Source organism: Streptomyces stelliscabiei, from assembly GCF_014873495.1.
Lineage (GTDB): Bacteria > Actinomycetota > Actinomycetes > Streptomycetales > Streptomycetaceae > Streptomyces > Streptomyces bottropensis.
Genome location: NZ_JADBGF010000001.1, coordinates 7,556,650 through 7,571,352, shown reverse-complemented (window position 1 = coordinate 7,571,352; position 14,703 = coordinate 7,556,650). Strand labels below are relative to the sequence as shown.

The window sequence follows — 14,703 nt, the reverse complement described above, 5'->3', positions numbered from 1 at the left end:
GATCGGGCGAAGGGGCGGGGAGCCGGGGTCGGCTGCCTGCCCCTCTTGTTTTGCGTCGGTCCACTTGTTGTTCTGCGTCGGCCCTCTTGTTTGTGTCGCTCCCTTTGTTTGCGTCGGTCCTTTTGTTCTGTGCGGGCCCCCGCCTTGTGTGGGCCTCGGCTTGTGTGGGTCTCGGCTTGTGTGGGTCTCGGCTTGTGTGGGTCTCGGCTTGTGTGGGTCTTGTGTGCGCGGGGAGCCCGCTCCGGCTGTGGGACAAGTCGGGCGCGCGAAGATCCAGTCTGGGCAGCATGCCCAAGTTGCTCCCTTTTCAGGCTGCTTGGGTGCTTCGGGTGAGCCGGTCGGGAGAGACGGGCCTGCCGGGCCCGCGCTCCTGATGATTAGGCTGGGGTGCAGCACGTCGCGAGTTGCCCGCACGCGGGTGGTACGGGCTGTGTGACTTGGCCCGGGGCCCGAGGGGGGATCAGCCCGGCGACATCAGACGACAGGAACGGTCGCCCCAGCACGGCATGAGGGTGCTCGACCACACCAGGAGGAATTGTGAGCAGCGATCGGGACGGGATGCGCGGGGGCTGGGCCACACCCGACGATGACCAGCCCGACGCGGAGTCCGCCATCGAGATGACGGGCGAGTTCACCATCGACTACGCGCCGCCTGCCTGGTACACGCAGAACGCCTCTCCGGGAGGGGCCGGCGTGGAACCGGGTGCGGGTGCTGGTGCTGGTGCTGACACGAGTGCGGGGGCGGGTACCGGTGCGGCCGGTGCGGGGGGCGTTGCTCCGGTCGCCGGTTCCGTGCGGCCGCCGATCGGGCTGCCGTTCGCGCCGCCCGTCGGCGCTCCTCTCGACATGTCCGGTGTGCCCGGTTCGTATCCGCCTCCATGGCCTCCGACGGCCGCCGCGCCCGTGGCCGGCGCCGATGGTGAGGGCGACGGGGACATCGAGAGCGGGGCGACCATGCGGATCTCCGCTGCCGCGATGAAGCGCGAGGTCGGGGATGGCGCTGCCGCCCAGGGTGCCTCCGGTGCGGGTACGACCTCTGGTGCGGGCTCTGACGCGGGTGCCGCCCAGGGTGCGGCGAGTGCCGGTGACTTCGAGTTGAACGCGCCGCAGGTGACGGGCGGGGAGCCGGCGAGCGCCGCGCGCTCCGACTCCGAGGTTTCCGGCCCCGGGGACGTGACGGCAGCCGGTACGGCCGTGGAGACGGCGCCTCAGGGTGCGGGGGGCGCCGGTGCCGACGCGGATGCCGGCGCTGGCGCTGTCACCCAGCCCGCCGAGCCCGTGGTGTCGTCCGGCGAGGGCCAGGACGCTCAGGGCGGAGCGGGCGAGGGCAGCGACGGCGGTGTGGGCGCCGAGGGGTCGGCCGGTGCGCACGCGTCTGGCGAGGCCGACGCCGTAGAGACCGGTGCCGTAGAGACCGGTGACCACGAGGGTGCGTCGGCCGACGGTGCCGAGCGGCCGGATGTGGTCTCCGGCGAGGCCGAGCCGGGTGCGGTCGCCCGGCAGGATGCCGTGGCCGAGATTCCTGTCCCGCAGAATGCCGTCCCGCAGGAGGCACCGGCTCAGGGCGCCGTACCGCAGGATGCACCCGCTCAGGGCGCCGTACCTCAGGCAGCCGTTGCGCAGGATCTGGCGCCGCAGAACTCGGTTCCGCATGACGCCGTTCCTGCCGAGCCTGTCGGCGGCGCCCCCGGCACCGTCGAGTCCCCGGGTGCGATGCCGCAGACCGCCGCGCCTCAGCCGGCCGCGCCCCAGGACGCCGCGCCCGCTCCGGGCGCCCCCGGTGGCGTACCGCAGACGCCTCCCGCCTGGACGCCTCCGGCGCAGCAGGGTGCGCTTCCGCCGTTGCCGCCCGCGTACCAACTGGCCACGCCGCCGGCGCCCGCCGCGGGAGCGCAGTGGCCGCCGGTCGCGCCGACGGCGCCGGTGCATCCCGCGGTGCCGAACCAGCAGCCCGCGGCCGCCCAGGGCGAACAGCCGGTGCCGCCGCCCCAGCAGCAGCCGTTCCCCCCGCAGGCTCCCCAGGGTGCGCCTGCCGCCTGGGGCAACCCGGTCGATGCCACCCCCGGTACCTCTGGTGGGCCCGGTGCACCTGCCACACCCGGTGCGCCGGCCAGCCCCGGAGGCCCTGTGCCACCCGGCGCGCCCGGCACCACAGGCACCCCCGCTGCCTCCGGTGCACCGGCCACCCCCGGCGCACCCTTGCCGCCCGACAACCCCGCTGCCCCCGGTCTGCCTCCGTCACCCGAGGCCACCGGAACGACCGGCACCCCCGGCGCCCCCGTGCCCCCCGCACCACCGCACGCCTCCGCCACGCCCGTCACCCCGGCCCCGGCACCCACGCCCGACCAGCAGCCGGCAGCCCCCCAGGCACCCCACACCCCGTCCCCCGCCGGTTACGGCTTCCCGCCACCTGGTGCGCCGGTCCCGCCGCACGCCCCCGTCCCGCAACAGGCCGGCTACGGCTTCCCCCAACCCCCCGCACAGCCCGCGCAGCCCGGCGGGCAGCCCGGCACCCCCGCGCCCACCCCGCCCCCGGCACAACCCGCCCCGGGCTACGGCTTCCCCCAGCCCGACGCACCCGCACCCCCGCAAGCACCCCTCCCCCAACAGACCGGCTACGGCTTCCCCCAACCCCCCGCCCAGCCCGCGCAGCCCGGCGGGCAACCCGGCACCCCCGCGCCCACCCCGCCCCCGGCACAACCCGCCCCGGGCTACGGCTTCCCCCAGCCCGACGCACCCGCACCCCCGCAAGCACCCCTCCCCCAACAGACCGGCTACGGCTTCCCCCAACCCCCCGCCCAGCCCGGCCACCCCGAACAGCCCGCCCCTCAGCCCGGCTACGGCTTCCCGCCCGGCGCCCCGGCGCCTCAGGGGCCGCCCAACTCCCCTGCTCCCCCGAGCGGTTACGGCTTCCCTCAGCCCCCCGCCCAGCCCGGCCACCCGGAGTACACGGGTCAACCCGGTCAGCCTGGGGGGCAGCCGTATCCCACAACGCCCACCGCTCCCACCGCTCCCACCGCCCCCGTTGACCCCCGCGCAGGCGCGGCCTGGCCGCAGCCCGTGCAGCATGATCAGCGGCAGCCCACCAACCCCGGTGTGGCGCCGCTCGGTTACACGGCCGCGGTGGAGTTGTCGTCCGACCGGCTGCTGAACAGCAAGAAGCAGAAGACGAAGAGCAGCCGCCCGGCGTCCGGGGGCGGGCGGTTCAGGCTGGGGGGCAAGAAGGAGGAGGCCGAGCGGCAGCGGAAGCTGGAGCTGATCAGGACGCCGGTGCTGTCCTGCTACCGCATCGCGGTCATCAGCCTCAAGGGCGGCGTCGGCAAGACGACGACCACCACGGCCCTCGGCTCGACGCTCGCCACCGAGCGGCAGGACAAAATCCTCGCGATCGACGCCAACCCGGACGCCGGAACGCTCGGCCGTCGCGTGCGGCGCGAGACCGGGGCGACCATCCGTGACCTCGTCCAGGCGATCCCGTACCTCAACTCGTACATGGACATCCGGCGGTTCACCTCGCAGGCTGCCTCAGGGCTGGAGATCATCGCCAACGACGTGGACCCCGCCGTCTCCACGACGTTCAACGACGAGGACTACCGGCGCGCGATCGACATCCTCGGCAAGCAGTACCCGATCATCCTCACCGACTCCGGCACCGGCCTGCTCTACAGCGCCATGCGCGGGGTGCTCGACCTCGCCGACCAGCTCATCATCATCTCGACGCCGTCCGTGGACGGCGCGAGCAGCGCCAGTACGACGCTGGACTGGCTGTCCGCGCACGGGTACCAGGACCTGGTGGCCCGTTCCCTCACGGTCATCTCGGGGGTGCGCGACACCGGCAAGATGATCAAGGTGGACGACATCGTCTCCCACTTCGAGACGCGCTGCCGGGGTGTCGTCGTCGTGCCCTTCGACGAACACCTGTCGGCCGGCGCCGAGTTGGACCTCGACATGATGCGGCCGAAGGTGCGGGAGGCGTACTTCACGCTCGCCGCGATGGTCGCCGAGGACATCGCCAGGCACCAGCAGTCGCACGGCCTGTGGACTTCGGACGGCAACCCGCCGCCGGTGGTCGCCCCGCCTCTGCCCGGCCAGCAGATTCCCGGTCAGCAGATTCCCGGTCAGCACAATCCCGGCCAGCAGCCGTATCCGCAGCAGCAGGGCCAGCCGTACCCCGGCCAGCCCTACCCGGGTCAGCCGGCCCCCGGCCAGGCCCCCGCCCCGCAGCCCTATGGTCACCCCGGCCAGCCGGCTCCCGGACAGCCCTACCCACCGCAACAACCACAGCACCCGCAGCCGGGTCAGTCCTACCCGCCGGCTCCGCCTCAGCAGTAGGAGGCGGCAGGAGTCGGGGAAGACGAACAGAGGGCCCGTACCGTTCACGGATCGTGAACGCTACGGGCCCTCTGTCGGCTCCGGCTTCGGCTCCGGCTTCGGCTTCGGACGGCCGGAGCCGACCACCGTCGCTACTCCGGCCGGTACGCCGCGATCAGTTCCCGGCACCTCTTCACGTCCTCGCCCATCGCCACGAGCAGCGCCTCCAGCGAGTCGAACTTCGCCTGGCCGCGCACGAAGGCGAGGAAGTCGACGGCGGCGTGCAGGCCGTAGAGGTCGAGTCCGACGCGGTCGATGGCGTACGCCTCGACGGTGCGCTCGGTGCCGTCGAACTGCGGGTTCGTACCGACGGAGATCGCGGCGGGCATGGCCTCGCCGTCGATGTGCAGCCAGCCGGCGTAGACGCCGTCGGCGGGGATCGCGGTGTGCGGCAGCGTCTCCACGTTGGCTGTGGGGAAGCCCAGTTCACGGCCGCGCTGCGCACCGCGGACGACGACGCCCTCGACGCGATGGGGCCGGCCGAGGATCTCGCGCGCGCCCTCGACGTCGCCCTCGGCGACCAGTCGCCGGGTCAGGGTCGAGGAGAACGGCTGCCCGCCGCCCGCCTCACCGGTGACGAACAGGTCGACGATCTCGACCTCGAAGTCGTACGTCTTGCCCTGCTCGGCCAGGAACGCCACGTCTCCGGCGGCCTTGTGGCCGAAGCGGAAGTTGGGGCCCTCGACGACGGCCTTGGCGTGCAGCTTGTCGACCAGGACCTTGACGACGAAGTCGGCCGGGGACAGCCGCGAGAACTCGGAGGTGAACGGCAGGATCAGCACCGCGTCCACGCCCAGGTCCGCCATGAGTTCGGCACGGCGGTGGTGCGGGGCGAGCAGCGGCGGATGGGTGCCGGGGCGCACGACCTCGCTGGGGTGCGGGTCGAAGGTCACGACGACGGCGGGAACGCCCCGTTCGCGGGCGCGTTCCACGGCGTGCCGGAGAATCAGCTGGTGCCCGCGGTGCACCCCGTCGTAGGAACCGATGGTGACGACGCTGCGCCCCCAGTCCTCGGGGATGTCCTCCAAGCCACGCCAGCGCTGCACTGTGACCGCTCCTCGTCGAACCCGTGTCCGTATTGACGCCTAACCCTTGCGCAGGTCTAAGGGTGCCATGCCCGGTGCTCTCGCCCCGCATCGGCATCCGTGCTGTGACCCGGAGCACGGGAAGTCGGCCCGGTTCACGCGGGTACCCGCACCCCCTGTACGCCCGCCAGGTTCTCGATCATCCGGCGGGTGCTCGGCCCGACCACCGCCGCCCACTCCTGGGGTGTGCCGCTCAGCCAGCCCGCCACCAGCCCCGCGAAACCGGGCACATGGCGGGCCAGGTCGACCAGCGCCCAGTCGAACCGGGTCGCCCCTTCCGGCGTACGCACGAGCAGCAGCCCGACCCGGTGGACCAGCAGGCGGGTGGCCGCGGCGTCGCTGGTCCCCTCCATGCCCTCCGCGCCCTCCGTCCCCTCCGCATCGGTGGTCACGCCGCGCGCGGCGGCCGCCCGCAGGAGGGCGTCGAGGACGGACGGGTCCCGCTCGGTGGCCATCACCAGGTCGAGCAGTTCGCGCCGCAGGGGGCCGGAGGCAGGGGTGCCCGCCTCGGCGAAGACCGCCGTGAGGGCCGCGCGGACCTGCACGGGGCCGTCCACGATCAGGCCGCTGACCAGCGGGAACAGCACGGCTCGGGTCCCCGGGCCGTGCTCCAGCCTGCGATCGACGTATGCGGCCACGTGCCCGGCCACCTCCGGGCGCCGCTCGACGACCTCCCGGACCAGGACGGTGACGCGGCGCGCGAGTCCGGGCGTGGTGACCTCGGCGAGGGTGCGCAGGGCCTCGCCGTCCGCGCCCTCGGCGCCCGGGGTCCGCAGCCGGGCGCGGAAGGCGTCGAGGACCGGGTCCGGGTGGGTGGCGAGCGCGGTGACCAGGGCGCTCGCCGGCAGCTGCGGGTCCCCGGCCGCGAAGCGTTCCAGCGCCTGCGGCAGATACCGCGGCCGGGTCAGCGGATCCCGTACGAGCAGGGCGAGGGCACCGCCGTGCAGGGTGACATCGGCGGGGCGGCCCAGCAGGGCGAGCGCCGCATGGCGGAGCAACCCGCGGTCGGCCTCCGTCTCCACGTGCGGAGCGGTCCGCAGCCCGTACGCGAGCCCGGCGACCCGCCGGGCCGGGCGGTCGTCGTGCGCCCATCGGTCGACGGCCCGGCACACCGCCGAGGGTTCCTCCTCGGAGAGCACCGCGAGCAGTTCGTCGCCGCGCCGGTGCGCACGGTCGACCAGCGCCTCGGTGAGGTCGTCCAGGGCGCATCGCCGATGAGTGTGCAGCAGCGCCTGCGCGGCCGTCGCCACGGTGGCGTCGGGGGTCGCGACCAGCGGGGTGTCGTCCAGGAACCAGCGGGTGAGCAGCGGTTGCACGACGGCGGGGCGGGCCGCGAGGAGCCGGGAGACCACGTCGAGGTAGCGGGGCCCCTCGCCGGTGGCCGGGTCGGCGACGACCAGGCGTCGCAGCAGGTCGAACCGTTCCGCCTCGGGCAGCGGCAGCGCCGCCCAGAAGTCCGGCCCGAACTCCCCCGGCACGCCCCGGTCCTGGGCCCGCCAGGCCCCGATCCGCTCGGTGAGGAAGCGCAGCACCCGGGTGTACGGCGTCGCGTCGGGCACCCGGAGCAGCACCTCGGACAGGAGGCGGGTGGCCCACCAGGTGGGGTCGTCGGGGGCCGGGGAGCCCGGTGGCAGCAGTGCGTCGAGGGCGTCCAGCAACTCCTCCAGGCGCCCGGCGAGTTCGGTGGGGCCCTGGTGCCGGGCGAGGAGGAGCAGGGCGTGGACGACGGGGCCGACGCGGTGGCGGGGCACGGGGAGGTTGCGGGTGGCCCGGCGGGCGTGGCGGCGGACACGGGCCTCCGAGGGCATCGTGCCCCAGCCTCGCCGAGCCTCGGCCTGCGCGACCCAGTCGCGGTGCACCAGTGCGTGCAGGGCCGCGTCGAGGTCCAGGTGGGCGCCCTGGATCCAGTCGGCCAGCTCCTCGTGGGCGAAGCGGTAGCCGTCGCCCGCCGGGACGAGCAGTCCCTCGGTGAGCACGGCCGAGGCCCAGCCGGTGGTGCCGCCGAGCCGCCGCCCCGGCACCGGCCCCCAGGGGAACACCGCCTCGAACGCGGTCCGGTCCAGCTCTCCCTGGCCGGGGCCCAGACATCGCCGGGCCGCCTCGTGCACCTGTCCGGAGACCTGCGCCGCGAGCCGCCGCACGGCAGTCCCCCGTACGCCGTTCACCGCGGCGAGCCGCACGGCGACGCGCAGACACATCAGATCCAGGTAGGCACCCAGCACCTCGTCCCGGCCGGGCCGTCCCGAGGGGGCGCGGGAGGCTTCCGCGCCGGCGGAGGGTGCCGCGGCGTGGTCCGGCCCGGCGAGGGCGCCATCCTCGCCGGGCCGCCCGCCCGGGGTGGCCGGGAGCGCCGCCCGCACCTCGGACAGGAGCCGCAGGGTGAGCGGGTGCCGGGCGTCGGGCCCGGCGAGCGCGTCCTCGGGGAGCCCGTACCGGAGCCTGGCCCGCCGGGCCTCGCTCTCCGTCAGGTCACCCAGCCGTACGCAGGCGGGCAGCGACTGTTCCTCTGCGCCGGCCGCCTCGCCGTGCAGCAGCTCCGCCGGGAACCGCGCCCCGGCCCGCTCCCAGTACTCGGCGCGGCAGGCCACCACGAGCCGGGCCCCGTTCTCCCGCAGCCACCGTGCCGTCCCGGCGGTCCACTCGGCCAGCCGGTGCGCGAGCGTCGGCGGCATCTCCTCGGGCCCGTCGAGGAGCAGCAGCAGGGGTCGTCCCTCCGCCACGGCGAGCCGGGCGAGCCGCTCGGGCCGGATGTCCCCCAGCTCACCGCCGTACCGGCCGGACGAGGCCCCTCCCGCCGCACCGAGCCCGTCCTCCGCAGCCGCGGAAGCTCCTGGCGTGCCGGACCCCTGCGGGGCCGTCGAGGCCGCGAACGCCGCCGGCGCCGCCCCGCCCCCGTACCCCGCCGACGCGGCCACGATCCGCCCCGCCCGCTCCAGCGCGCGTCGTGCCGCGTCCGCCACGGAGTCGTCGTCGGACAGGAGGTCGGCGCCGCGGAGCCACAGTGTGGGCGCGGGCTCGGGGCCCCGGCCGCGCCGGGCGGCGAGGGCGGCCAGCTCCGTCGTACGCCCGCTGCCGGGTGGGCCGACGAGGCCGAGGACCGTGGCGGGGCCGTCGGCGAAGGCGGTGAACTCCCGTACGACATCGGCGCGTTCGACCGGGTCGGCACCGGCCGCCGCGACGGCTCCGGCTCCCGCCCCCGGCCCGTCCGATCCCACGGTGGTGGCCGTGAGCTCCAGCACCCCGGCCAGGTTGAGATCGGTGCCGTACGCGCCCACGGTCGCCGCGTTGCGGGCGAGCAGCTCGGCCAGTGGCCGCTCGGCCCGCCAGTCGCGCAGGGGTACGGCGAAACCGGTGGTGCGGTGCGGTGCCTGAAGCGCCGTGCCGAGCACGCCCACCACGGCGCCGGTGGTCACGTCGAGAACGGGTCCGCCGGCCGCGCCCCCGCCCAGCCGCAGCGCCTCGCTCCCGGCCGTCCCGATCGCCAGCTCCAGGGCGCCGCGCAGCAGATGGAAACCGTCGGTCGCCGTGTACGTGACGTCCGCCGTGCCAAGCACCCGTGCCTCGCGCCAGCCGCCGGCCGCGATGCGGACGTACGTGCCCGTCGCGACCTCGTCCCGCAGGGCGAAGGGCAGCGGGTCCACGCACAGCCCCTCGGTGCGGATGAGGGCGAGATCGAGGGCGGGCAGCGCGGTCACCGCGTCGGAGGTCACCACACAGACGCGGTCGCCGGCGGCGTGCACCACGATGCGGGCCAGTCCGTCCACCGCCTCGTGGCTGGTGACGACCGTGCCGTGGTGGTCGGCGACGAAGCCCGTGCCGCGTGGTCGTCCCGCCAGATCGCCGACCCGCACCAGGACTTCGTCCCGCGCCGCCCGACGGCCGTCGTCGGTCGCCCGACGGCCCCGTACCGCCATGTCCTGACCTCCCCGTCGTACCTGTGTTCCGACGGTAGGCACGTGAAGATCAGCGGAACAGATCGCGCGGCGAACGCGCCCCCTTCCGCTCCCTCGGTTCACTCCGAGCGCCTGCACGAAGGGGTGAATAGCCCCGGGCGGATGGATACACCTCTGGGTGGGGGAACCGAGGGGGGAACGTGGAGCGGCGGGAACAGCAGTCCCCGTGACCGCCGCTCCACGCTCGGCTCCGACAGGTGCCCGCACCCCTCGGGGCGGCGTCCCTCAGCCGAAGACGGCCAGGCTCTTGGCCTTGCCCTTCTGGCTCTCCACCAGGGCCAGGAAGCGGCCGGCGGGGTCGAAGACGGCGACGGCCCCGCGCTCGGCGTACTCCTCGGGCATCTCCAGCCGCACCCCGTTCAGGAGCAGCCCCGCCCGCCTGTCGTCCACGTCCCAGCGGGGGAACGCGGCGCCGGCGGCCTCGGCGACCGGCATCACGGTCAGCTCCTGCTGGAGCTGGTCGAGGGTCCGCGCGGAGTCCAGCTTGTACGGCCCCACGCGGGTGCGGCGCAGCGCGGTGAGGTGGCCGCCGACACCGAGCCCGGCGCCCAGGTCGCGGGCCAGGGCGCGGATGTACGTCCCGGAGGAGCACACCACCGACACCACGAGGTCGAGCACCGGGGTGCCGTCCTCGGCGACGGCGTCCCGGACGTCGTACACGGCGAAGGAGGAGATGGTGACGGGCCGGGCGGGAATCTCGAAGTCCTCGCCGTCCCGGGCCCGCTTGTAGGACCGCACGCCGTCGATCTTGATGGCGCTGACCTTGGACGGCACCTGCATGATCCGTCCGGTCAACTCCGCGACTCCGGCGTCGACGGCTTCGCGGGTGACCTTCGACGCGTCGACCGACGCCGTGATCTCGCCCTCGGCGTCGTCGGTGACCGTCGTCTGCCCGAGCCTGACGGTCCCGAGGTACTCCTTCTCGGTGAGCGCGAGGTGACCGAGCAGCTTGGTCGCCCTCTCCACCCCCAGGACGAGGACCCCGGTGGCCATGGGGTCGAGCGTCCCCGCGTGCCCGACCCGCCGGGTCCGGGCGATGCCGCGCATCTTGGCGACGACGTCGTGCGAAGTGAAGCCCGACGGCTTGTCGACGATGACAAGGCCGTCGGGCGTGGTGTTCTTCTGGCGCTGCTCGGTCATTCGGCGGCGTCGTCCTCGTCGTCTTCCGGCTTGCGGTACGGGTCGGCCTCACCGGCGTACTTCGCGCCCGACGCGGTCTCGCGCACCTGGGCGTCCGAGGCGCGCGCCTTGTCGAGGAGGTCGTCGATGGTCTTGGCGGTGTCCGGGAGGGCGTCGGCCACGAAGGTGAGGGACGGCGTGAACTTCACACCGGCCGCACGGCCGACCTCGGAGCGGAGGATGCCCTTGGCGCTCTCCAGCCCCGCGGCGGCGGCCGCCCGCTCCTCGTCGTCCCCGTACACCGTGTAGAAGACGGTCGCCTCCCGCAGGTCGCCGGTCACCCGGGTGTCCGTGATGGTGACGTGGGAGCCGAGCCGCGGGTCCTTGATCCCGCGCAGCAGCTTCTGGGCCACCACCTCTCGGATGAGGTCCGCCAGCCTCTTGGCACGCGCGTTGTCGGCCACTGGTCCGTCTCCTAGCTCGTTCTGCGTTACTGCTGGTTCTTGAATGGTCTCTGCGACCGGTCAGTCGTCGTCACCGTGCAACCGCCGTCTGACCGAGAGCAGTTCGATCTCGGGACGCCCCGCGACCAGTCGCTCGCACCGGTCGAGTACGTCGGTCAGGTGCCCCGTGTCACCCGACACCACCGCCAGCCCGATCACGGCCCGGCGGTGCAGATCCATATGGTCGACCTCCGCCACGCTCACCGCGAACTTGCGGTGCAGCTCGGCCACGATCGGGCGGACGACGGAGCGCTTCTCCTTCAGCGACCGTACGTCGCCGAGCAGGAGATCGAAGGACAGAGTCCCCACGTACATGTGTGTGTCCGGTTCACCCGCCGGTACGGGATAGACGGCCCGGCCGCATCGCGGGCGGGAACATCAGAACCGTACATCGAAAGGCGCGGACCCTCGACGGGATTGTTCGGGGGGCCCGAGGGGGCGAAGCCCCCAGGAACGGCCACACCGGCCGGGGGTGAACAGGTCACCCCCGGCCGGCATGGACCACCGCTGGTTACGACCGCGGCTTCTCGCGCATCTCGTAGGTCGCGATGACGTCGTCGATCTTGATGTCGTTGAAGTTGCCGAGGTTGATACCGCCCTCGAACCCTTCGCGGATCTCGGTGACGTCGTCCTTGAAGCGACGCAGGCCGGAGATGTTGAGGTTCTCCGCGATGACCTTGCCGTCGCGGACGAGTCGAGCCTTCGTGTTGCGCTTGACCTCGCCCGAGCGGACCAGGACACCGGCGATGTTGCCCAGCTTGGACGACTTGAAGACCTCGCGGATCTCCGCCGTGCCGAGCTCGACCTCCTCGTACTCCGGCTTGAGCATGCCCTTGAGGGCCGCCTCGATCTCCTCGATGGCCTGGTAGATCACCGAGTAGTACCGGACGTCGACGCCCTCGCGCTCCGCCATCTGCTGTGCGCGGCCCGCGGCGCGGACGTTGAAGCCGATGACGATGGCGTCCGAGCCGGTCGCCAGGTTGATGTCGGACTCGGTGACCGCACCCACACCGCGGTGCAGGACACGGATGTCGACCTCGTCGCCGACGTCGAGCTGGAGCAGTGAGGACTCGAGAGCCTCCACCGAACCGGACGCGTCGCCCTTGATGATGAGGTTGAGTTCCTGCACCAGACCGGCCTTGAGGGCCTCGTCCAGGTTCTCCAGGGAGAACCGGACTCCACGCCGGGCGAAGTTGGCGTTGCGCTCACGCGCCGCGCGCTTCTCGGCGATCTGACGTGCCGTGCGGTCCTCGTCGACGACCAGGAAGTTGTCGCCGGCGCCGGGGACGTTGGTGAGACCCAGGACCAGGACGGGGGTCGACGGACCCGCTTCCTCGACGTTGTTGCCGTTGTCGTCGAGCATCGCCCGGACTCGGCCGTACGCGTCGCCGACCACCATCGTGTCGCCGATGCGCAGCGTGCCGCGCTGGACGAGGACGGTGGAGACGGCACCGCGGCCGCGGTCGAGGTGGGACTCGATCGCGATGCCCTGCGCGTCCTGCTCCGGGTTGGCCCGCAGGTCGAGCGAGGCGTCCGCGGTCAGGACCACGGCCTCCAGCAGGGAGTCGATGTTCAGCCCCTGCTTGGCGGAGATGTCGACGAACATCGTGTCGCCGCCGTACTCCTCGGCCACCAGACCGAACTCGGTGAGCTGACCGCGCACCTTGGTCGGGTCGGCGCCCTCGACGTCGATCTTGTTGACCGCGACCACGATCGGCACGTCGGCCGCCTTGGCGTGGTTCAGCGCCTCGATCGTCTGGGGCATCACACCGTCGTTGGCCGCCACCACGAGGATCGCGATGTCGGTCGACTTCGCACCACGGGCACGCATGGCGGTGAACGCCTCGTGACCCGGGGTGTCGATGAAGGTGATCCTGCGCTCTTCGTCGTTGACCTGGGTCGCGACCTGGTACGCGCCGATGTGCTGCGTGATACCGCCGGCCTCGCCCGCGACGACGTTCGTCTTGCGGATGGTGTCGAGAAGGCGGGTCTTACCGTGGTCGACGTGACCCATGACGGTGACGACGGGCGGACGGACCACCAGGTCTTCCTCGTCGCCCTCGTCCTCGCCGAACTCGATGTCGAAGGACTCGAGCAGCTCGCGGTCCTCCTCCTCCGGGCTGACGATCTCGAGGATGAAGTTCATCTCGTCCGCGAGGAGCTTCAGCGTCTCGTCGGAGACGGACTGCGTGGCAGTGACCATCTCGCCGAGGTTCATCATCACGCCGACGAGCGATGCCGGGTTGGCGCCGATCTTCTCGGCGAAGTCGGTGAGCGACGCACCGCGCGACAGGCGGACGGACTGTCCGTTGCCGCGAGGCAGCATCACGCCGCCGACCGACGGGGCCTGCATGGCCTCGTACTCCTGGCGCCTCTGCCGCTTCGACTTGCGACCACGACGCGCGGGACCACCGGGACGGCCGAAGGCGCCCTGCGTGCCACCACGGGCACCCGGACCACCGGGACGGCCACCGAAGCCGGGACGACCGCCGCCGCCACCGGGACCACCGGGACGACCGGCGAAACCGCCACCGCCACCGGCGCCACCGGGACCGCCCGGACGGCCGGCGAAGCCGCCGCCGCCACCGGGACGGCCGGCGAAGCCGCCGCCGCCACCGGGACGACCGCCGCCGCCACCGGGACCGCCGGGACGACCGCCGCCGCCACCGGGACCGCGGCCGCCGGGGCCACCGCCGCCGGGACGCGGGCCGGCAGCCGGACGCTGCGGCATCATGCCGGGGTTGGGACGGTTGCCGCCGGGGCCGCCGCCGGGACGGGGCGCCTGCGGACGGGGCATGCCGCCCGGAGTGGGACGGGCACCGCCCGGACCGCCCTGGGGACGCGGAGCGCCACCGGGACCGCCCTGGGGGCGGGGAGCCTGGCCGGGAGCCTGCGGACGCGGACCGCCGCCCTGGGCGCCACCGGGGCCGCCGGGACGCGGAGCGCCGCCCGGACGGGGCGCCTGCGGGCGTCCCATACCGGTCGAGCCACCGGAGGTGAAGGGGTTGTTGCCCGGACGCGGACCGGCCGGACGGGCACCGCCCGGCTTGGGCGCGCCGGCGCCACCGGGGCGCTCGGAACGCTGGCCGCCGGGACGCTGGCCCTGACCGCGGTCACCACGGTCCTGACGATCCTGGCCGGGACCACCCGGACGCTGACCACCGGGACGCGGCGCCGCCGGACCGGGACGGGCGCCCGGACGCGGAGCGGACGGGGCGGAGGCGGCGGCGGCCGGAGCCGACGGGGGCGCCTGGAACTCGGGCACGCTCGGGGCCGGGGAGGCCGGAGCGGGCTTCGGCGTCGGCGGCTTGGGACCGGGCAGCGGGCGCGGACCCGGGGCCGGAGCCGACGCGGCGGGCTTCTCCGCGGCGGGGGGCTTCGGCGCTGCCGGACCCGGGCGCGGGGCGGCCGGACGCGCGGCCTGCGCGGGAGAGGGGGCCGCCGGACGAGCCGGGGCGGCCTTGCGCGGCGCGGGCTTGCCGCCGCCGCTGCCCTGCTGGAGGGCGTCAGTCAGTTTGCGTACAACGGGCGCCTCGATCGTCGAGGACGCCGAACGGACGAATTCACCGAGCTCTTGGAGCTTGGCCATGACGACCTTGCTCTCAACCCCGAACTCCTTGGCGAGTTCGTATACCCGGACCTTAGCCACTTCGCTCCTTTTTAGGTCCGGGT

At 73.9% G+C, this 14,703-nt stretch carries 7 protein-coding genes; 1 reads left to right on the top strand and 6 read right to left on the bottom strand.

The window, feature by feature from the left end:
* The first annotated feature begins 537 nt into the window (after positions 1-537).
* On the top strand, positions 538-4,332 hold the full coding sequence (locus tag H4687_RS33605; RefSeq protein ID WP_318787719.1) for an SCO5717 family growth-regulating ATPase: 3,795 nt from the start codon (positions 538-540) through the stop codon (positions 4,330-4,332).
* Positions 4,333-4,463: 131 nt separating this feature from the next.
* On the opposite strand, the gene H4687_RS33600 is transcribed toward H4687_RS33605, so the two are convergent.
* The 6 genes from H4687_RS33600 to infB form a co-directional block, all read right to left on the bottom strand.
* Entirely contained in the window at positions 4,464-5,417 is a 954-nt protein-coding gene (locus H4687_RS33600) for a bifunctional riboflavin kinase/FAD synthetase (protein ID WP_078907352.1), read from the bottom strand.
* A gap of 134 nt (positions 5,418-5,551) precedes the next feature.
* Positions 5,552-9,370, bottom strand: coding sequence for a trypsin-like peptidase domain-containing protein (locus H4687_RS33595; protein WP_050398730.1), 3,819 nt, complete (start codon positions 9,368-9,370; stop codon positions 5,552-5,554).
* Between the two features lie 264 nt (positions 9,371-9,634).
* Positions 9,635-10,549, bottom strand: coding sequence for a tRNA pseudouridine(55) synthase TruB (gene truB / locus H4687_RS33590; protein WP_046913122.1), 915 nt, complete (start codon positions 10,547-10,549; stop codon positions 9,635-9,637).
* Entirely contained in the window at positions 10,546-10,992 is a 447-nt protein-coding gene (gene rbfA, locus H4687_RS33585) for a 30S ribosome-binding factor RbfA (RefSeq protein WP_005479664.1), read from the bottom strand. Before rbfA ends, truB begins: the two co-directional genes overlap by 4 nt.
* Positions 10,993-11,052: 60 nt before the next feature.
* Complete coding sequence (locus H4687_RS33580) at positions 11,053-11,346, bottom strand: DUF503 domain-containing protein (protein WP_046913123.1); 294 nt, start codon at positions 11,344-11,346, stop codon at positions 11,053-11,055.
* 196 nt (positions 11,347-11,542) lie between these two features.
* On the bottom strand, positions 11,543-14,680 hold the full coding sequence (gene infB / locus H4687_RS48185) for a translation initiation factor IF-2 (protein WP_078907351.1): 3,138 nt from the start codon (positions 14,678-14,680) through the stop codon (positions 11,543-11,545).
* Between the last annotated feature and the right edge of the window lie 23 nt (positions 14,681-14,703).